Origin of the sequence: Methylobacterium sp. EM32 (genome assembly GCF_040593685.1) — a bacterium.
Taxonomy (GTDB): Bacteria; Pseudomonadota; Alphaproteobacteria; order Rhizobiales; family Beijerinckiaceae; genus Methylobacterium.
The window spans coordinates 1-18,474 of record NZ_JBEXZS010000049.1 but is presented as its reverse complement, the minus strand read 5'-3'; the positions used below and the strand labels follow the sequence as shown (position 1 = coordinate 18,474).

At 69.4% G+C, this 18,474-nt stretch carries 17 protein-coding genes; 3 read left to right on the top strand and 14 right to left on the bottom strand.

Annotated features, from left to right (window positions below; all coding sequences use genetic code 11):
* The first annotated feature begins 31 nt into the window (after positions 1-31).
* Positions 32-1,009, top strand: coding sequence for an SDR family oxidoreductase (locus ABZT49_RS07780; RefSeq protein ID WP_355285099.1), 978 nt, complete (start codon positions 32-34; stop codon positions 1,007-1,009).
* A gap of 3 nt (positions 1,010-1,012) precedes the next feature.
* On the opposite strand, the gene ABZT49_RS07775 is transcribed toward ABZT49_RS07780, so the two are convergent.
* Both ABZT49_RS07775 and ABZT49_RS07770 read right to left on the bottom strand, forming a co-directional pair.
* Positions 1,013-1,411 carry an MAPEG family protein gene (locus ABZT49_RS07775; RefSeq protein WP_355285097.1) on the bottom strand — a complete coding sequence of 133 codons (399 nt, stop codon included), beginning with the start codon at positions 1,409-1,411 and terminating at the stop codon, positions 1,013-1,015.
* A gap of 13 nt (positions 1,412-1,424) precedes the next feature.
* Positions 1,425-2,498 (bottom strand): catalase family protein, encoded by a 1,074-nt coding sequence (locus tag ABZT49_RS07770; RefSeq protein ID WP_355285095.1) that lies wholly within the window; start codon positions 2,496-2,498, stop codon positions 1,425-1,427.
* A 590-nt stretch (positions 2,499-3,088) separates the two neighbouring features.
* Between ABZT49_RS07770 and ABZT49_RS07765 the strand changes: the two genes are divergently transcribed.
* The gene (locus tag ABZT49_RS07765) at positions 3,089-3,223 is read left to right on the top strand and encodes a hypothetical protein (protein ID WP_355285094.1); all 135 of its coding nucleotides are present in this window, start codon (positions 3,089-3,091) and stop codon (positions 3,221-3,223) included.
* Positions 3,224-3,465: 242 nt separating this feature from the next.
* Here the strand turns inward: ABZT49_RS07765 and repC are convergent, their stop codons facing one another.
* The 6 genes from repC to ABZT49_RS07735 all read right to left on the bottom strand — a co-directional run bounded on the left by repC (position 3,466) and on the right by ABZT49_RS07735 (position 12,232).
* Positions 3,466-4,752 (bottom strand): plasmid replication protein RepC, encoded by a 1,287-nt coding sequence (repC, locus tag ABZT49_RS07760; RefSeq protein WP_355285093.1) that lies wholly within the window; start codon positions 4,750-4,752, stop codon positions 3,466-3,468.
* 263 nt (positions 4,753-5,015) lie between these two features.
* Positions 5,016-6,212, bottom strand: a complete 1,197-nt coding sequence (repA, locus tag ABZT49_RS07755; protein WP_355285091.1) for a plasmid partitioning protein RepA — start codon at positions 6,210-6,212, stop codon at positions 5,016-5,018.
* Between the two features lie 181 nt (positions 6,213-6,393).
* Positions 6,394-7,602, bottom strand: a complete 1,209-nt coding sequence (locus ABZT49_RS07750; RefSeq protein WP_355285090.1) for a lytic murein transglycosylase — start codon at positions 7,600-7,602, stop codon at positions 6,394-6,396.
* 182 nt (positions 7,603-7,784) lie between these two features.
* Positions 7,785-9,563, bottom strand: coding sequence for a methanol/ethanol family PQQ-dependent dehydrogenase (locus tag ABZT49_RS07745; RefSeq protein WP_355285089.1), 1,779 nt, complete (start codon positions 9,561-9,563; stop codon positions 7,785-7,787).
* Between the two features lie 375 nt (positions 9,564-9,938).
* Entirely contained in the window at positions 9,939-11,717 is a 1,779-nt protein-coding gene (locus ABZT49_RS07740; protein WP_355285087.1) for an FAD-dependent monooxygenase, read from the bottom strand.
* Positions 11,714-12,232, bottom strand: a complete 519-nt coding sequence (locus ABZT49_RS07735; protein WP_355285085.1) for a helix-turn-helix domain-containing protein — start codon at positions 12,230-12,232, stop codon at positions 11,714-11,716. The genes ABZT49_RS07740 and ABZT49_RS07735 overlap by 4 nt, the downstream gene beginning before the upstream one ends.
* A gap of 289 nt (positions 12,233-12,521) precedes the next feature.
* Between ABZT49_RS07735 and ABZT49_RS07730 the strand changes: the two genes are divergently transcribed.
* A complete protein-coding gene (locus tag ABZT49_RS07730) occupies positions 12,522-13,514 on the top strand; it encodes a sensor histidine kinase (protein WP_355285084.1) in 993 nt (330 codons plus the stop codon).
* A gap of 375 nt (positions 13,515-13,889) precedes the next feature.
* Here the strand turns inward: ABZT49_RS07730 and ABZT49_RS07725 are convergent, their stop codons facing one another.
* From ABZT49_RS07725 to ABZT49_RS07700, 6 genes are all read right to left on the bottom strand, one after another.
* Positions 13,890-14,534 carry an SOS response-associated peptidase gene (locus ABZT49_RS07725; protein ID WP_355285082.1) on the bottom strand — a complete coding sequence of 215 codons (645 nt, stop codon included), beginning with the start codon at positions 14,532-14,534 and terminating at the stop codon, positions 13,890-13,892.
* A 681-nt stretch (positions 14,535-15,215) separates the two neighbouring features.
* Positions 15,216-15,755 carry a hypothetical protein gene (locus tag ABZT49_RS07720; protein WP_355285080.1) on the bottom strand — a complete coding sequence of 180 codons (540 nt, stop codon included), beginning with the start codon at positions 15,753-15,755 and terminating at the stop codon, positions 15,216-15,218.
* Positions 15,756-16,000: 245 nt separating this feature from the next.
* Positions 16,001-16,372: a hypothetical protein gene (locus ABZT49_RS07715; RefSeq protein WP_355285079.1), complete on the bottom strand. Its 372-nt coding sequence runs from the start codon at positions 16,370-16,372 to the stop codon at positions 16,001-16,003.
* A 722-nt stretch (positions 16,373-17,094) separates the two neighbouring features.
* Positions 17,095-17,424: a hypothetical protein gene (locus tag ABZT49_RS07710; protein WP_355285077.1), complete on the bottom strand. Its 330-nt coding sequence runs from the start codon at positions 17,422-17,424 to the stop codon at positions 17,095-17,097.
* 4 nt (positions 17,425-17,428) lie between these two features.
* Positions 17,429-17,698, bottom strand: coding sequence for a hypothetical protein (locus ABZT49_RS07705; protein ID WP_355285075.1), 270 nt, complete (start codon positions 17,696-17,698; stop codon positions 17,429-17,431).
* 43 nt (positions 17,699-17,741) lie between these two features.
* A complete protein-coding gene (locus ABZT49_RS07700) occupies positions 17,742-18,317 on the bottom strand; it encodes a glycoside hydrolase family 108 protein (protein ID WP_355285073.1) in 576 nt (191 codons plus the stop codon).
* Positions 18,318-18,474 lie beyond the last annotated feature (157 nt).

Sequence of the window (18,474 nt, the reverse complement as noted above, 5' to 3'; positions counted from 1 at the left end):
GGCGATACTGCCCCCGAGCACGGAGGCCCGCATGACCGACCCGTCCAACGCCGTCGTGGTGCTCACCGGCGCCTCGAGCGGCATCGGCCGTGCCGCCGCCCTGGCCTTCGCCCGGCGCGGCGCCCGGCTGGTGCTGGCGGCGCGGCGCCACGATGCCTTGGAGGAGGTGGCGGAGGCCTGCCGGCGCCTCGGCACGGAGGCGATCGCCGTGCCGACGGACGTGACCGATCCGAAGGCCGTGCAGGCGCTGGCCGACGAGGCCGAGCAGGCCTTCGGCGGCATCGACGTCTGGATCAACAATGCCGGCACTGGCGTGTTCGGCCCCTACCAGGACGCGCCCTTCGACCTCCACCGCCTGACCATCGCGGTGAACCTCCTCGGGGGCATGCACGGCGCCTACGCGGCCCTGCCGGTGTTTCTGCGCCAGGGACATGGCACGCTGATCACCAACATCTCGCTCGGCGGCTGGGCGCCGGCGCCGTTCGCGGCGGCCTACACCGCGAGCAAGTTCGGCCTGCGCGGCTTCACCGCGTCCCTGCGCCAGGAGCTGCGCCGGCACCGACACATCCATGTCTGCTCGGTCTTCCCGGCCATGATCGACACGCCCGGGCTCGACCACGGCGCCAACGTGTCGGGCAAGCGCATCGACACCGGGCCCCTGGTCTACGCACCGGAGGACGTGGCCGAGGCCTTCGTGCAGGTCGCGCGCCACCCCCACGACGAGGTCGCGGTCGGCTGGCCGGCCCGGGCGGCGCAAGCGGCCTACGCCCTCGCGCCGGGCCCGACCGAGCACCTGATGGGCCTCGCGATCCACCGCGCCCTCGACCGGGCGCAGCCGGCGCCGGTGACCCATGGCGCGCTGCGGGCGCCCCTCGACGACCGCCGCTCCACGAGCGGCGGCTGGCGCGCCCGGCACGGCGTGCCCTTCGCCCGTCGCCTCGGCCTGGGCCTTGCTCTCGGCGCGGGCGCGCTGCTCCTCGCCGCGACCGCCGCGGCCCGGGCGCGGTGACGCTCAGGCGAGCCGCAGCAGCAGCGCGAGCGCAGTGACGATCAGGACCGCGAAGGTCGCCAGGATGCCGCCGCCGCGGCAGGCATATTGCCGGGGCGAGTTCGCCGGCGCCGTCATGCCGAACGGGTGCAGCACCCGGCCGACCAGCAGCACCAGGAGCAGGCCTTGCACCAGGACCCGGCTCGCCCCGTGCGCCTCGAGCAGGCCGACGAGGAGGAGGATGAACGGCACGTACTCGGCGAAGTTCGCCTGGCTGCGGGCGCGATGCAGCAGCACGGCGTCGCCGCCGTCGCCGTGCAGCACGTTGGCGGAGAGGCGGCGGGCCATCACCCAGCCGGAGAGCCCGGCGAAGAGGAGCGCCAGCACGGCCCCGTAGGCGGCGGTCAGGGACGGAAACACCATCACGAAAGTTCCTTCAGGCGCGGGTGGGCTCGTGAATCGGGCAGCCGTTGTGCCGGGCCCGGAAGCCGGCCGAGCTTCGATACACGGCGCGGCGCACCCGCATCACCGAACCGAGGGGCCGGTGCGCGGCGATCCCGTGCCAGGGGCTGAAGGCGAGGCCGTCGTCGAGGCGCCGCACCTTGTCCTCGCTCCAGCTCTCCTGCGGCGCGACCGTGATCCGGGCGACCGGAAAATAGGGGCTCCTCTCCTCCGGCCAGGGGATCGAGGCGTCCTCGACCGGCATCGCGTCACGATCGGTGAGGAGCTGGGCGCGCAGCTCCCACACGCCCTCGTGGGCGGCGAAGAACTCCGACACCGCCTCACGCAGGCCGTTCGGCTGACCGTTCACATCGAGCGCCGCGCCCGTCAGCGCGGTCAGCGCCGGGGAGACCGGGGCCACCGCGACCTTGGCGACGTAGTCGCCCCAACGCAGGGCCGCCTGGCTGTAGAAGGTCTCGCCGAGGATGTGCGTCTCCGGATGGCCGCCGAGGCTGATGATCGTCCCGCTCTTGACGCCAACCGCCTCGATCGCGCTCTCGACGCCGCGCAGCGCGGCGGACAGCACCTTCTTGAACACCTGCGGCGTGTCGGTGGTGGCGGCGAGCAGCTTCAGGCTCTTGAGGAAGGCCTTCGCGTCCGGCGCCGTGAAGGCCGGGGCGTTCGCCATCACGAAATCCTGGCTGTCGCCCTCGGCGCCCGGCAGCCGTTCGCCGGGCACGCCGATCACCTTCACGGCGAGGCCGCGCGGGGTCGAGACGCTGTCGTCCAGGATGTCGCCCGGATTGGTCGAGAGCCGCAACACCGCGTCGTAGGTGCCGGGCGCGGCGAACAGGCCCTGTGCCAGCGCTGCCGGCAGATCCGGCAGCACCGTGAGCCTGCCGGTGAGGAGGCCGTGGCTCTTGGCGTGGACGCCCCGCACCGCGTGGCCGTAATCCTTCAGCGTTGTCGCCTGGATCGTCTCGAAGACCCGGATCATTTCCGCCTGCACCTCCTCTTCGTCGGGCGGTACGCTCTCGAAGGAGGGATCGAAGCGGAGCGGCGCCTGCATCGCGGATGGACCTTGCTCGTCTCGGGACGCTGATGGGCGTCGCTGCGTCAGCGGCAACGGCGCCACTCCGCCCGTGTTCCGTCGCGCTTCGGCGGGCGGCGGCGGATTCGGGAGGAGGTGAAGGCCACCGAGAGCCTGTTCGATAGGCATCGATAGACCTCTCACGCTCTACGTCATTCCGGGGCCGCGCAGCGGAGCCCGGAATGCAGAACCTCGGATGGTATAGAATAAAGCGGATACCTGTCCGCCTCGTTCTGTGCGACCTGCGCGTCTGGATTCCGGGCTCCGCTGCCCGGCCCCGGAATGACCAGGAGGGTGGAAAGACTGCTGAGAAAACCAAACAGGCTCTGACCGAGCCGTGCGCCGGAGAACCAAATCATTGGTTGAGGCTGGAGCTCGGCGGGCAATCAAAAATATTCTCCTCAATTGAGATATAAATAAAATATCTTCCATCGGCGCGGGACACTTTGGGAGGTGCGTTCCTTGACCCATCGATGTCCTCCCGCTTGAATGCGGCTCTCGAAGACCGACGCGTCCCCTCCGAGCCACCACGCGGGCGCCGCTCGCCCCTCCACCGAGGAGCCCTGTCCATGCCCGCCGCCGTCAAGACCCGCACCCTGATCGACCGCAGCTGCTACCTGGCCTGGAACGCGCTGGCGGTCCTCGTCTTCGTGATCCTGACGGCGTACGTCGCGCGGGCCGATACGCTGGTGCTCGCCGGATAGCCAATCCCGACCGAACTGGCAGGTGCAGCGTTATCCAGCTGTGCGGGTTTCGCGCCAGCGATCTTATCCGTGCGTCGCCGACCAGGATCCAGCAGGCGTCCGAATCCATCAAAGCTCGGGCTCGATGATGGTTGGTCATGGCGACTCGCCCTTCGCGGAATGGGATGTCGCCGCGAGCCCGGACCACCCACGGCCTGCTCGTCGGATCGCCTCGCTTCGAGACCCATTCCCTGTCGGCACCGTCATGGAAGACTGATTGCAGGCCTGAAGCGCGGATCCAGCACTGAACCGGAGAGCTGCGCCGGAACGGGCAACGGGTTCGATTCCTGTCCCTTCGCCCCTTGCCGCACCCGCCACAACGCCATCACCATCGGCCAGGCCGAGAACCGCCCGGCCCGCGCCTTCCCGGCGAGATCGCGCAGATAGGCGCCCGGCGCGGCGATGGCCGTTCCGCGCTGGAGCATTCCCGCGACCACCACCGCGGCCTGCTCCTCGCCCATTACCTCGACCGCGGCGTTCCAGGCCGGCAGCCCGATCCCGAGGCTCGCCCGTGCCACCGCGGCCGCTCCGAGGAAGTCGCGCCAGGTGTCGATCCCGTGGCGGGCGTAAAAGCCGATGTCGGGGCAGGCCTCGAGCACCATCCGCAGCGGCACGGCCCGGTTCGCCGGCACCACGCTCGCCGTTCCGGCCCAGACGACCGCGATCCCGTCTCCCCGCAAACCCGGTTCAAAATTCTGAAGAGACTCAGGTTTTGAACTCTGATGGTGGCAGCCGGCCTGGGACTCAATGGCGCCCGTTTTCGGGAATTCGAGCGAGTCCGCCAGGCACTTATCCACTGCGGCCCGCAAGATCCGCAGCCCCTCGGCGGTCTCGCCGAGCACCGCGTTGCCAGCCGAGCGCGGCGGCATCGCGCCCGCGCCCTGCAGCTGCGCCTCGATCCCGTCCCAGCCGCCGCTCAAGCCGGTCTCGCGGGCGAAGGCGATGATCTTGCTGATATCGCGGCGCAGGAGCGAGATCTCCTCGCGCAGGAGCGCCCGCGCCCTCGCGGCGTCCCGCACCTCGGCGGCCAGCGCCTCGAACTCGGCGGCCCGCGCCACCAGGGGCGAGAGGTCGAAGCCGAAAGCCTGCTCGATGTGTCCGCCCTCGCCGCGCCGGGCGTAGCGCTTGCCGTTCGGGCTGTCGCGCCGGATCACCAAGCCGGCCTCGACGAGCTGGCTCAGCGCCCGCCGCAGCGTCGTCGGCGACGGTCCATGCGCCCGCACCGACAATTCGCGGTTCGACGGGAAGACCACGAGGTCGGGACCCGGCGTGAGCGCCGTCTCGGGATGGAAGCTGAGCAGCGCCGAGAGCACGGCGAGCGCCCGGTCCCCGAGGCCGAGGCGCTGCTTGGCCTCGGTCAGGTGGCGGAAGGTGCGCCATTTGTGGCTCGCGGCCTCCTCCGGGCAGGCCTTCGCCGCCGCCTGCGCCGCCATCATGGCGAGCGACAGCGGTCGGCGCCCGAAGGGCGTCGTCGGTCTGATCTGGGACATGGCTGTGCCTGTCGTCAGACAACAGAAAAGGGTTCGCCGAATCGGCGCCACGCTTGACAGAATGTGCCGGATTTGATTCTCTCAGGCTGCCAGGCACTAAGAGAAGGGCTTCCGGGGCGTCGCTTCGGGGGCCTTTTTCTTTTGCCGGATCGATCCTTTCATCAGTTCAGGTGAGTGGAACCGCCGCGAGGCGGGGTTAATCGGCGCCGCGCAACGCAGCGTTCATCCGGGGCGGAATCCCGGGATGAAGGGAAGCGGCAGAGTCACGCGGCCCTGCCCCAGGCCTGCGCGATCTCGCCGGCGATCTCGGCATTCACCGCATCCAGGGCCTCGACCGCCCGGTCGTAGGCCTGCCGCGACAGGCCCTCGCGGCCCGCCTCGTAGAGCGTGCGGCCGGCAGCTCCCGCCTCGGCGATCGCCGGGGAGAGCGGCACCGCGTGGGTCATCACCTGCTCGCCGAACAAGGCCCGCAGGAGCCCGACGACCTGGGTCTGCGGGCCGTCGGCCGGCTCGTGGCAGGTGACGAGGTAGCGCAGGAAATCGTGCCGCGGCGCGCCGCCGGCGTCGCGCAGCACCGCGCCGAGGAGGTCGGCGGTCATCCGCAGCGAGCCGGACAGGCCGGCGAGATCGAGCCTCTGCGGCTGCACCGTCACCAGGATGCCGGTGGCGGCCGAGAGCGCCCCGAGGGTCAGGACGCCGAGCTGGGCCGAGCAATCGACCACCACGACGTCGTAATCGTCGCCAACGCTCGCCAGCGCCCCGGCGACGCGGCCCACAATGCCCTCGGGGCCCGCGCCGTGCTCGCAGGCCATCAGTTCGAGGTGGCCGGGCACGAGGTCGATGCCCGGGAAGTGGGTCGGGCGCAGGATCTCGCTGAGGGGTCGCTCGGCCCCGTCGCGCCGCACCGCGCCGTAGAGCGTCCGGCCCATTCCCGCGTCGAGCTCCGGCCGGCAGCCGAACAGCCCGGACAAAGCCGCCTGCGGGTCGAGATCGACCGCGAGCACGCGAAAACCCTGCAACGCCAGGTACTGCGCCAGATGCGCCGCCGCCGTGGTCTTGCCCGAACGGCCCTTGACGTTGGTGACGGCGATGACCTGCAGGTGCTCGCCCGCCCGGCGGTGGTGCAGGTAGCCCGGCCGCGTCCGGGCCAGGCGCCGGCGCAGGTCGTTGATCTGGCTCAAGGTGAACAGCCGCCGGCCCGCCGGCCCCTTCTCGGGCTCCAGCGCCTCGTCGGAGAGGATCAGCTGGCGCAGGTAGGCGTCGGTGATGCCGATCAGCCGCGCCGCCTCCCCGGTCGGGAAGCGCCGCAGCGCGCGCGGCACCGAAGGCGGGCTGAACCGCCCGTCCGCCCGGGCGAGCTGGCGCGTCAGCGCCTCGGCATGGGCCGCGATCACGGCGTCGAACGGCGCGGGCGAGGCTTGCTTCCGCCCGGTGATTCGATTGTCGGCCGCCTTCGACATCTACGCTTTCGAGCCTCATCCGAGCTTGCAGGCGTAGTTTGGCGGAGTCGGCCGACGGAGAGTCAAGCGTTAAGCCCGCGGCCTTCCGATTCAGGAGTCGACAACCTTTTCTCCACAGGAGTCAGGCGCTTCGCGTCGATCGCGGTGGTACCGAAGCCCCGAATCGTGCGTTGGCGGGGAATCAGTTTCCGGCCCGCAGGCGGTCGAGCAGCGCGGCATCGGCGTAGCCGTCCGGCACCAATCCGGCCGCCGCCTGCCAGGCCCGGATCGCCGCGCGGCTGCGCGGGCCGATCCGTCCGTCGACCCCGCCGACCGGGTGCCCCTTCGCCTCGAGCGCCGTCTGGATCTCCCGCCGCTCATCGGCGCCGAGCGGCCGGTCGCCCCGGGGCCAGGCCTGCACGAAGCCTGGCTCGCCGCGCAGCCGGTCGGAGAGGTGCGCCACCGCCAGGGCGTAGGAGAAGGCGGCGTTGTAGCCGAGCAGGGCCTGGAAGTTCGGTCGCAGCAGGAAGGCCGGCCCGCGGGCGCCGGCCGGCAGCACCAGCCTCGCCGTGTCGGTGTCCGCCCCGATGGCCCGGCCGGCGGGTGCGACGCCGAGGGCGCGCCACTCGGCGACCGTCCGCATCGTCGTCTCGTCGGCGAGGCGGTAGTCGAAGCCCGCCGGCAGCACCACCTCGCCGCCCCAGCCCTCGCCCGGGCGCCAGTCCAGGGTGCGCAGGTACTGCGCCGTCGAGGCGAGCGCGTCCGGCGCCGACGTCCAGATGTCGGCCCGCCCGTCACCGTCGAAATCGAGGGCGTGGCGCAGGACGGTCGTCGGCATGAACTGGGTGTGGCCCATCGCGCCGGCCCAGGAGCCGGTCAGGCGCTCCGGCGTGGTGCGGTGAAGATCGAGGATGCGCAGGGCCGCGACCAGCTCCTCGGTCCAGGTCGCGACCCGCGGACCACCGGCGCAGGCCAGGGTGGCGAGGGAACGCAGGACCGGCCGCACCATGCGGGGATCGTTCAGCACGGAACCGTAGCCCGATTCGATGCCCCAGATCGCCACCAGCACGTGCCGGTCGACGCCGAAGGCGGCTTCGATCGCCGGCAGGCTGGCCTCCGCCGCGAGCTTCGCCCGGCCGTCGGCCACCGCCTCCTCGCTCACCGCGGAATCGAGATAGGCCCAGACCGGCTTATCGAACTCGGCCTGCTTGCCCGTCGCCGCCAGCACGTCCGGATCGGCGGTGAGGCCCGAGAGCTGGGCCTCGGCGAGCGCCGGATTCACCCCCTGCTCCCGCGCCCGGGCGACGAGGCCGGGCAGGCAGGCGGCCATCCCGGCATCGTCCGCCGGCGGCGTCTGCGCCAGGGCAGCCGGCGCCGCGAGCAGCCACATGAGCGCGATCGGCACCCGCATCGAGGATCCTCCGTGACGGTGATCCGGGCAGGTTGCGGGTCGATCCGCCCGGGTCAACCCCGCACGTCATTTGACATCCGACTGATTGCTTCGGACGATCCCTGCGCGCTCGCTTTCGCAATGCGGATTTTGGCTTCGCTCACGTGCTGCGGGGGCTTGTGATGCATTGTCCGGACAATGCATCAGCGCTCCGGCAGGGCGAAGACCGTGAGCTGCCCGCCCGCGGCGGTGTAGTGCGACAGGGCCGCGTAGCCGCCGACGGCGCCCGATCCCTCGGCCGGGTCGGTGAGGCCCGCCGCGAGCCCGATCCCGGCCCAGCCGCCGATGCCGGACAGGACCGCCACGTATTGCCGGCCCCTGTGCAGGTAGGTGGTGACGTTGCCGACGATCCCCGACGGCGTCTTGAAGCGGTAGAGCTCGCGGCCGGTCTCGGCATCGACCGCCTTCAGGTACCCTTCGAGGGTGCCGTAGAACACCACCCCGCCAGCGGTGGCGAGCGCCCCGGACCAGACCGAGAACGGCTCGGGGATCGACCACTTGATCCGTCCGGACAGGTTGTCCCAGGCGATGAAGGCGCCGGTGCGCTCAGCGCCCGGCGGCGGATGCAGCGTCAGCGTCGCCCCGACATAGGGCTGGCCCGGCGTATACGTGACGTGGAACGCCTCGTAATCCATGCACATGTGGTTCGTCGGCACGTAGAACAGGCCGGTGCGCGGCGAGTAGGCGGCCGGTTGCTGGTTCTTGGCGCCGAGCGCCCCGGGGCAGATGCCGGTCACGGTCTCGTCCTCCCCGGCCGCGCCCGGGGCGTAGCGCGCGTCCACCACCGGGCGGCCATAGGTCGGGGAGGCGCGGTCGAGGTCGATCCGCTTCGCCCAGTTCACGCTCGGATCGAACTTTTCCGCCACCAGCACCTCGCCGGTCTCCCGGTCGAGGGTGTAGCCGAAGCCGTTGCGGTCGAAATGGGTCAGGAGCCGGCGCCGGCGCCCGCCGATCTCCTGCTCGGTCAGGATCATCTCGTTGACGCCGTCATAGTCCCACTGGTCGTGGGGCGTCATCTGGTAGACCCAGCGTGCCACGCCGGTCCCGGCGTCGCGGGCGATGATCGCCATCGCCCAGCGGTTGTCGCCCGGGCGCTGCGCCGGGTTCCAGGTCGAGGGATTGCCGGTGCCGTAATAGATCAGGTTCAGGTCCGGGTCGTAGGAGAACCAGCCCCAGGCGCAGGCCCCGCCGGTCTTCCACTGCTCGCCTTCCCAGCTCTTCAGCGAGGAATTCTCGCCGACCGGCCTGCCGAGTTCAGTCGTCTTCCCGGGATCGACCAGCATCTCGTCGTCCGGCCCGGTGGCGTAGGCGCGCCACAGGCGCCGCCCCGTCGCCTGGTCGTAGGCGGTGAGGTGGCAGCGCGCCCCGTACTCGCCGCCCGACAGTCCGACGATCAGCTTGTCCCCCACCGGCATCACCGCCGCAGTGTTGGTCTCGCCCCTGGCCGGATCGCCGTTCCGCACCGACCACAGCACCCGGCCGGTCTCGACGTCGAGTGCCACGACGGTGGTGTCGGCGAGCTGCAGGAAGACCCGGCCGTCCTGGTAGGCGGGGCCGCGATGGACCGTGTCGCAGCACATCACCGCCACCACCCCGGCCTCCTGCCGCGGCGCGTAGCGCCACAGGATCCGGCCGTCCTTGTCTAGGTCGAGGGCGGTGACGGTGTTGGGGAACGGCGTGTGCACGATCATGACGTGGCCGGTGACGAGCGGCGCGCCCTCGTGCCCGCGCAAGACCCCGGTCGAGTAGGTCCAGGCGGCCTTCAATTGTCCGACATTCGCGGTCGTGATCTGGTCGAGCGCCGAGAAGCGGGTGTTGGCGTAGTCGAGGGTCGGCAAGACCGGGTCGCGGCCGGGGGTGTTCTTCCCGGCAAGGGCCGGGCCGAGACCAAGCATCAGGAGCGCCAGCACCGCGAATCTCATGCGTGTCCCCTCCCCGGCCGCGCCGGAACTCGTCCCAGCCCGTCATAGGACGATGACGCCCGGCGGGCCATGCGCGAGGGGCGGGCTCCGCGGACGGGCGTTGCGCCCGAAGATGTGCCTTGGGACGCCGAAAGCCTTGCGCGGGTGAACCGACGTGAAACCCTCTACGTCATCCCGGGGCCCGGCACAGCCGGGAACCCGGGATCCATAACCGCCGAGGTCAGAGGACGAGTCGGAAAGCGTTCCGCTTCATCCTGCAGCGTCGGCGGTTATGGATCCCGGGTTCCGCTACGCGGCCCCGGGATGACGCGGAGGGTTGCACGACGATCCGCTGCTCGAACAGGCTCCCGGGATCGGATCGCAAGGTGGACAACGTCAGCCGGGCGAACACACCGCACGTCCGTCCCGCGTCGCAGCCCGATCGGTTGCTGCCATCACCTCACGCAACGAGCACCGGTTCCTCCCGCGCAGCGGCCGGCGCGGCGTCGTCCCCAACCCCCGCCCCGAACACCCGCCGGCAATAGGCCACGAGATGGTCGGTCCGGCCGGCCTCGCCCCGGAAGGCATGTGCCCGTCCGGGCGCACCAGCACCAAGGCCGGCCGGCCCTCCAGGCCGTAGGCCCCGTGCGCCTTGCCGTCGAGGTCGGAGAGGACCGGGACGTCCACGCCCGCGACCATCGGGCCGGCGAGAACCAGCCGCGGCCTCACCCACGGCCAGGGCGCGACGGCCGCGACGGCTTCGCGCAGGGCGTCCCGGGCGGAGGCCGTGCGCCCGTCGAAGCCGAGCAGGGCCCAGCCCGTCGTGCGCCCGTCCGGATTGGTGAGGAACCGGAACAGGGTCGTGGTCTCCCCGTCCGCCGTCGCCTCCGCGTCCGGCGCCCGCTCGCCCGGCCTCGGTTCCGATCGCAGCAGGCTCGTCAGCCCCGACAGGTGGTCCTCGTTCAGGCGGCTCTCCGGATACGCGACCTTCATCTGCTGCATGTCGTCCGTGCCCTGCAGCAGCGAGCCGAGATTCGGCAGCGCCCTGGCGGCGAGCCCGAGCACCGTGTCGGTGACCGGCCCGCGATAGACGGTCCAGCGGAAGCCCCGCGCCTGCTGGGCGCTCAGCCGGGCGTGCTCGCCGCCCCGCTCGCCGTCGTAGGAGTCGAGGACGACCGGCGCCGCCTCGCCCCGCAGCGTCATGGCGAGCCGCCACGCGATCTCGACCGCATCGTGCAGGCCGGCATTCATGCCCTGCCCGCCAATCGGCAGCGACAGGTGCCCGGCATCGCCCGCCAGGAACACCCGGCCGCGGGCGTAGCCCGGCGAGACGCCGTATTCGAACCGGCTGTGGGTGAGCCATTGCGGGTCCGACAGCGCGAGGGTGTCGTCGCCGGTCACCTCGCGGGCGAGCGCCTGGATCTCGGCGAGCGTCGGGTCGCGGTCCGGCACGCCGGTGTCGTGGGCGAGGAAGAACAGCCGGTGGTACCCGCCCCAGACCGGCATGATGCCGGCAAAGCCCCGCTCGTAGTAGAAGAACCAGAGCTGGTCCGGCTCCATCGAGCGGCGCCAGGACAGCCGGGCATCCACCTGCCGGTTCATGCACTGCGCGAACCGCTCGGGCGTGAAATCGAGGCCGACGAGCGGGCGGATCGTGCTGCGGGCGCCGTCCGCGGCCACGAGGTAGCGGGCGCGCCGCCGCTCCTCCGGCCCCTCCCCGCCCCGCCGGACCGTCACGGTGACGCCCGCCGCGTCCGCGACGAGGCCGGTCACCGTGCAGCCCCGGTCGAGCCGGCCGCCGCGGGCCTCGTAGGCCGAGGTCAGGGTCCGCTCGATCACGTCCTGCCCGCTATAGAGGACCTCCGGGTACGGGCCGGCGACGTCGGCGATCGGGATCGGGGCCGTGGGCGTGCCGTCGACGAAGAAGTTGATGGTGTGGACCGGGTAGGCGTTCTCGGCGAGGGCGTCGCGCAGGCCGATGCCGGCGAGCAGCTCCTGCGGCCGCGCCCACAGGTTGTTGGCCCGCGAATACGCCTTGGTCCCGGTGCGCTGCTCGAGGAGCAGGCACGACACGCCGTGATGGCGCAGGGCGCAGGCCGTCGTCAGGCCGACCGGGCCGGCCCCGACCACGATGACGTCGGCGTCGGTGTCCGGGGGCGCGTCGGTGCGGGTCATTCCTGGATCTCCCGTCGTGTGGAGGTCGCGATGGCGGCGATGCGGTCGTGGGAGGCGCCGATCCGCTGCTGGAGGGCGCGCAGGAGCGTGCCGGCGGCCTCGATGGCCTCGGGCGGCAGCCCCGCGGTCAACCCGTCCACCCAGAGGTCCTTGCGCGCCATCGCCTGCTTGTAGGCGGCCTCGCCGCGCGAGGTCATCGCCACCAGCGGGGCGCGTCGGTGATGGGGATTGGGCTCGAGCCGCACGAGCCCGTCGGCGCGCATGTCGTCGACGACGCGCTGCACCGACTGGCGGGCGAGGCCCATGTTGCGGGCGATGTGGGCAACCGGCAGCGGGGCCGGGGCGAGGGCGACGGCGCCCAGCACCTGCCAGCGGGCGCTGGTCAGCCCGAGGTCGTGGACGAGGGCGTCGCCCGCCTCGATCAGGTCGCCTTTGAGGCGGAACACCTCGATGACGAGCCCGGAAACGGCGCGCCGCGAGCGGTCGGGGTCGCCCGGCAGGCTGGCGGATCCCATGGGAGGCTGCCTTTGCGGAGTGGTCTGTCAATCTGACAGTTTGCTGTCATCATGGCGGGAACGGCTTCGTGCGCGTCCGGTTCCCGGTGCTGGCTCGCGGACCGACGGGCCGGCCCGGTCCGGCGAGTCTGCGGCGATCGCGGCCGGGACGGGCGGGCCCCTCCTCCGTTGCCGGCCGACTGTGAGAGGCCAGATAGCTTCGGGATGGGTCGCGTGAGCCGAAAGCCGGTCCGCGCGGCGGCCGACGGCCCGCATCGGGCATCTCGCAGGCACGGAACCGGGGACGAGCATGAGCGCAGGCGAGGCGGCGACCGGCGAGACGATGACCGGAGAGGAGTGGACGCTCGCGCAATTCAGCGACACGATCCATCGCGGCGGCGTCGGCCTCTGGGCCTGGTCGCCGGAGCGGCGCCTCGCCCGCCTCGACGGGCTCTGCCGCGCGTTCTGGGGCACGACCGAGGCGGTCGTCCCGATCGACGCGCTGTTCGCGCGGGTGAACGCCGAGGACCGCGACGGCATGATGCACGACTGGATGGCGAGCGCGATCGACCCGCTGCCCTACAGCTTCGACTTCCGCATCGGCGAGGGCGCGCAGGCGCGCTGGATCTCGGCGCGCGGCATCGGCGGGAATGCCGGGCGCGTCGGCGACTGGCTCCACGCCATCTTCCTCGACGTCACCGAGCGCCGACGCGCGGAGGAGGCCGAGCGGCTGCTGACCGCCGAGCTGGCGCATCGCGTCTCGAACATGTTCACCGTGGCGAGGGCGCTCACCGCCATCGTCGCCCGGGACGCGACCTCGGCGCCGACCTTCGCCGAGGACCTGTCGCGGCGGTTCGGCGTCCTGCACGAGGCCACCGTGCTCGCCACCCGCTCGCACCGGCTCGACCAGGGCGACGTGCGGCTCGGCGACCTCGCCGAGCGGATCCTGGCACCCTACCGCGACGGCGCCGACATCGCGCTCGCCATCTCCGATGAGGCGGTCGCTGCCCCCGACAGGGTCAACGACTACGCCATGATCTTCCACGAGCTGGCGACCAACTCGGCCAAGTACGGCGCCCTGTCTGGCGGGGGGGCGCTGCGCCTGCGGGGCGACGTGGCGGACGGGCGCCTGCAACTGACCTGGGACGAGAGCCCCGCGAGCTCGGCCGCACCGAAGGCGGACGGCACCGGCTTCGGCTCGCGCCTGCTGCGGCAGACCATTGAGCGCAGCCTGGGCGGGCGCTTCGAGCGGATCATCGACGCGGACGGCCTGCATTTCGCGATGACGGTGCCGGTCGGGTAGGTGCGGCCTGCGTGCTCGCCCATCAGTGGCCGCTTCCGTCACGGGCGGCGTCTGAGGGGCCCGGCATCACGCCTGCCCGTCAGGTTGGGCCGAGCGCCGTCCCGAGATGGGGGCTCCGAAGGGGGCGCTATCCCCTCGCCTGCGGATTTCATTTTGATGACAACGTGTTACGGCGTCGTTCTGGCGGAAGGGGTGGGATTCGCGAACTTGGTCGGACAGATCTAAATGACTGGTAAGATTGCGAAAATACTGCGGTCTCTGAGGCCCGTGTTGGACGCTTTGTTGCACGCAGTCGGCGCCCTCCCCGGCTGGTCTCCCCGCTTCATCGCGTTGGCGTGCGTAGGCGTACATCACCGCGGACGCCGCACCTGATCCTTAGCGCCCGTCCTGACGCGAGCCCCGGGCGACCTCAGCCATCAACTCGTCCGGGAGCGGGCGCTGCAGCTGCAGGGCCTCCTCGACCGGCGCCTCAAGCCACGTGCGCCACTCCTCCGCGGTGGTGAGCAGCACCGGCATCGCCTTCGGATGCACCGGTCCCACTACCCCGTTCGCCTCTGTCGTCAGGAACGAGAACAGGCGGTGCTCCTCCGGCACCGGCTCGTCCCGCTTCGGGCCGCGCACGCCCGTCCAGGGTCGCCAGATCCCCGCGAAGGCGAAGAGCGGCCGGCTCCCGTCGAGGGCGAACCACACCGGCGTCTTGCGGGGCTTGGTGTCGGCGTACTCGCTGAACGAGGTCACCGGCACCAGGCAGCGGTGCGCAGGCTTGAGCCACGGTCGCCAGTAGGGCGAAGCGACGTTACGCACGTTGGTGACAGGCTGTGTGCCGACCTTCGGCGGCGGCGGGAAGCCCCAGCGCATCATCGTTAGCACCCGCTCGCCGTCGGCGGAGTGGATGACGGGCGCCATCTGGTCGGGGAAGATGCCGGGGAGCGGCGGCAGGTTTCCGGCCTCGTCGCGATCGACCGCGAAGGCGCGCCGGATCTCGTCCTGGGAGCGGGCCGAGCTGTAAAGGTTGCACATTGCGGGGATCGTACCTGATCGGGCCCGGCCGGTCCCATAAAGCGGTGCTGATCGTCCTTGGTGCTTCGCGCCGCCGCTTTCGACCCTTCTCGGCCCTTCAAGAGGCCTGCTTACCGCCGGCCTGAATGGTCCCGATTAGTGGGGAGAATCTGATGCTTGGTCTCCTCCAGCAGCGCGCGTGAGCGCTCGATTAGCTCCAACGTCCTTTGATCGATTCCCTCTTCGTATTGAGCGTTCTGGATGAGAACTATGCCTTGCTCGGCCTGAGAGAGCGGCTCGTGATTGGGATCGGGCATCATGGTGCACCGCGCAGTCCAGGCGGGAGCACACCTCTCTCTCAGCCGCCAGCGCCTACGGGTTCGGGAACCGGCTGGTGATCCCAGCATCCTGGCCCATCTGTCAGGAAACCTCTGATAGAGATAGCGGACGAACCCATAGGCAATCTCCGGTGTGAGCAGGCTGATTGAGTTCAGACCATAGGTCAGCGGGGATAGTCACGCCATCTCCAGCCCTGTCAGGACGTTCGCTATGCGGACCATCGTCAGCCATATGCCGCATATATCGCGCGACCTGATCCATGTCTTGATGCAAGAGCCAACTCATGCACAACTGGCGCCGTGCCGATTGCCTCGGCTCACTCCCCTGTCGAGGTGGTCGGAGCGAGTTTGGGACAGCCCCTGTCTATAAATCGAACGTAGCACTACCGTTAATAGGCCGGCTTGCAGATCCAAAAAGCGAAGCCGGGGTGCTACCTATGACAGGATTAATCTGAAATAAAAATTTTGTTTCTCCATCGAAACTTACATACCCCTCATAGGCAGGAAAATCATCAACCTTGCCCGATACAGAGAACGTCACCGCACTGGCTGTCCACTCTTCCTTGACTTTGATTTCAGCGTCAATGTATGGAGAACCTGGAGGAGCGAGTGGATTTTTTTCTTTAATCAAAAAGCTGTACTCATGTGCTTGATTGGACAACTTCTTATAGCCAGTTGTTACCGCCCTAGCAGGATCGCAGCGCCCAGAGTTAGTTTGTCTTCCCGTTCTACAATCGCGACGAATAGTAATACCGCAGTTTTTGTAGAACTTGTGCTCACCAACTCGGTGTGTTGCGAGAACCATTGCACTTACTCTTGAGCTTTCTTCTAATTTTTTGCTGAAATCACGATTATCTGTACCAAAACAACCTATCAAATTGGAAGCAAGGCGCCAGGAAATCATGGTCCCTGACCCGCCCGGCACTTGACGACTACCCGAAACTCTTCCGGGTATGAAAGTGCGAACCCATATGTTGATGATGCGGTCTGGAGCAGGCCGGCCGGGCCCAGATGGGGGGCTCGTCGGCGGCCCGGTCGGGATTTTTGATTGCGCTACCGCGGCGGCACCAGTCAGCATCAAGGCAGCCGCGGCAAGAGGTATCGTTACTGATTTGGAGATTTTTGCCGAGCAGACTCGCATGGCTGCTGTCACACGTAGTCGAAAACGACTGAAGTGTTTGGATCCGACACAGGGTCAGTCGGCTGTCCACAGATAAGCACAGTTGCCTTGAGTTCCTCTGGTCTCAGAGTGGGGTAACTTTCTTGAAACTGACCGCCTATTTCCAAAATGCTTACACACTTCATTTGCCAAGTAGTGGCCTTGCCTCGCAGGGCCGGGTATGAATGGTTATCTAGCGTGTGCGTAATATTTTTGTCCGCATAGATATCGACAATAAAAAGCCACGTAACTTGATTGGCCGGAAGATACCAAAATTCTAACTTGCACGCCTCATCTTTGTGCCTAGTCAGGCTTATCCTTACGTTTTTGTTTGCCGGGACTTCGAATTCAACTTCAGCCATGGATCGCTCCTCTTGGTTGGAATCGTGCCCCTGTTTTGCTTGGATCAGTAGAAGCCTTATCTCAAGTGCACAACCTTCTGGATATCACCGATTCGTGCCAGGAGATGGTAGCAGATATGTTTGAATTTCTGCAACAAGGTCCTGCCGACGTAGATCAACAAGCTTAACCGTAGTAAGACCCAAGAGAGATAACAGGTAAAATTCCAGTTTCTAGGACTGTTCATAGAGAAATTGAGTTCTGACCTATGAGGCGCCTTTGCTCAGGGTAAAAAACCAATCAACTTGACCACGTGAGGGGCTGCTTCCGACCGAGCTTGTGTGAAAACTCCGTCATGTCCTGAAATTGTAGAACGATCTTCTGCGTTGCTACCGTCCGAGCAGCCGGGGTCGCCGATAGGCTGGCCGCCGAGAGCTATCTCGACTCGGGCGACCGGCCATTCTTCACGGAGGCGTCCGACCACGCCCTGCACAACCCAAACTTCGTCGTGCCGCGCCTGCCCGCTCGCTGCCGACCGGTCGCGGTTGAGGGTCCGGTGGTTGAGGCCGAGCGGGCGCGCCTGTCAGGCGTGTTCGCCGCGACCCTCGGCGACGACTGCGCCTGGGACGAGGCCGAGCGCTTCGCCTGGATCGCCGCGTAGGTTCAGAGACGAGAAAGCCCCGCTCGGCGGCTGCCGGCGGGGCTGAAGATGCATCAGGATCACGAGGTGCAGTTCGCCGACGACTCAGCGCCGGGGTGGCGGGCGGATCTCCTGCCGGATCTCGCGCAGGAGATCCGTCGCGATCCGCACCTGCTCCTCCAGGCGCACCAGCCGGTCGCGGTCACGCTCCAGGCTCTCGAGCCGGCCGATGACGAGGCCATAGCGCTCGTCGTCCCGCTTAGCTTGCCGCTGATCGGAGGCGGCCAAGTCCTCGAGCCGGGCGTCGATCTTGGCCGCGTAGGACCCGATCCAGAGGAGTTGCCCGGCGAGCCCCACCACCAGGGTCGCCATGGCCCAGAACGAGGTCCGGCGCGGCAGGATGATGACGCCCTCAGCGTCGTCGGGCGTAGGCACGGCGCTACTCCGCGGGCTGGACCTTGGCGCTCGGGATCGCATTCGCGGTCGCCGGGTCGGCCAGGATGGTCTTCACCGCCGGCACCGCGGCCGCGGAGGCAACCAAGCCGGCGTTGCGCCGCACGTAGATGCCCCAGCCGGTCACGAGCAGCGTGACCAACGCGCCGGTCAGCGCCGTGGCGGTGTCGGCGTCGATCCAGCCGCGCCCGACGGCGATCCCGCCGCCGAACTGCAGCAGGGTGCGCAGCAGCGCGGTGAGTTGGTCCTGGTTCATGGCGATCTCTCCTGAAGGCCGGTACGAACGGGGGTGAAAGGGCTCAGGCCGCGACGCGCTTGCCGCAGGTGGGGCACACGGCCGGCGCGGCGGCCCCGTTCGGGGTGGCCTGGAACCCGAGGGCTGCGGCCCGCACCTCCTCCACCCGCCGGCCCCAGCCGCGGCCGAAGCGCGGCCAGGTCGATAGCGCCCGCAGGAACGCCAGACGCCCGTCGCAGACGGCGTCGATCAGACCCGGCACGTCCCGGCCCTTGAGCGCCGCCAGCGTCACCGGGCCGAGCCGGCCGTCATCGGCGAGCCCGAGCGCCCGTTGCAGCCCGATCACCGCCCGCTTCGGCCCGCTGTTCACCGCGAAGTCGAACAGCGCGTAATCGAGCCCGGCCGGCAGCGCGTCGCCCTGGATCGCGTCCCAGAACCGACGCCGGTAGAGCGGCGCCACCGAGGCCGGCGTCAGACCCCGCACCTCGGCGCGCGTCGCCGGCCGGCCGAGCCACAGGCTCAACGTGCCGATCGTCACCCCGAGATTGGTCGCCCCGCCCGGGTCGGCCGGATCGTCCGACCATCCGCCTTCGTGTGTCAGGACGAGCGCAAGCGCCCGCTCGAACGTCGTCGCGGCCATGGGTCTCTCCACGATGGGCAAGGGTGTCGCGTCGCGCCGGCCGGCCCGGGCGCGCCTCAGGCGCGGTTGGAGGGCGCCTTCAGAGGGTGGCAGCCTGGCGCCACAGCGCGTCCAAAGCCGCCGCGTCGTAGCCCAGCGCCGCGCCGAGCTGCGCCAC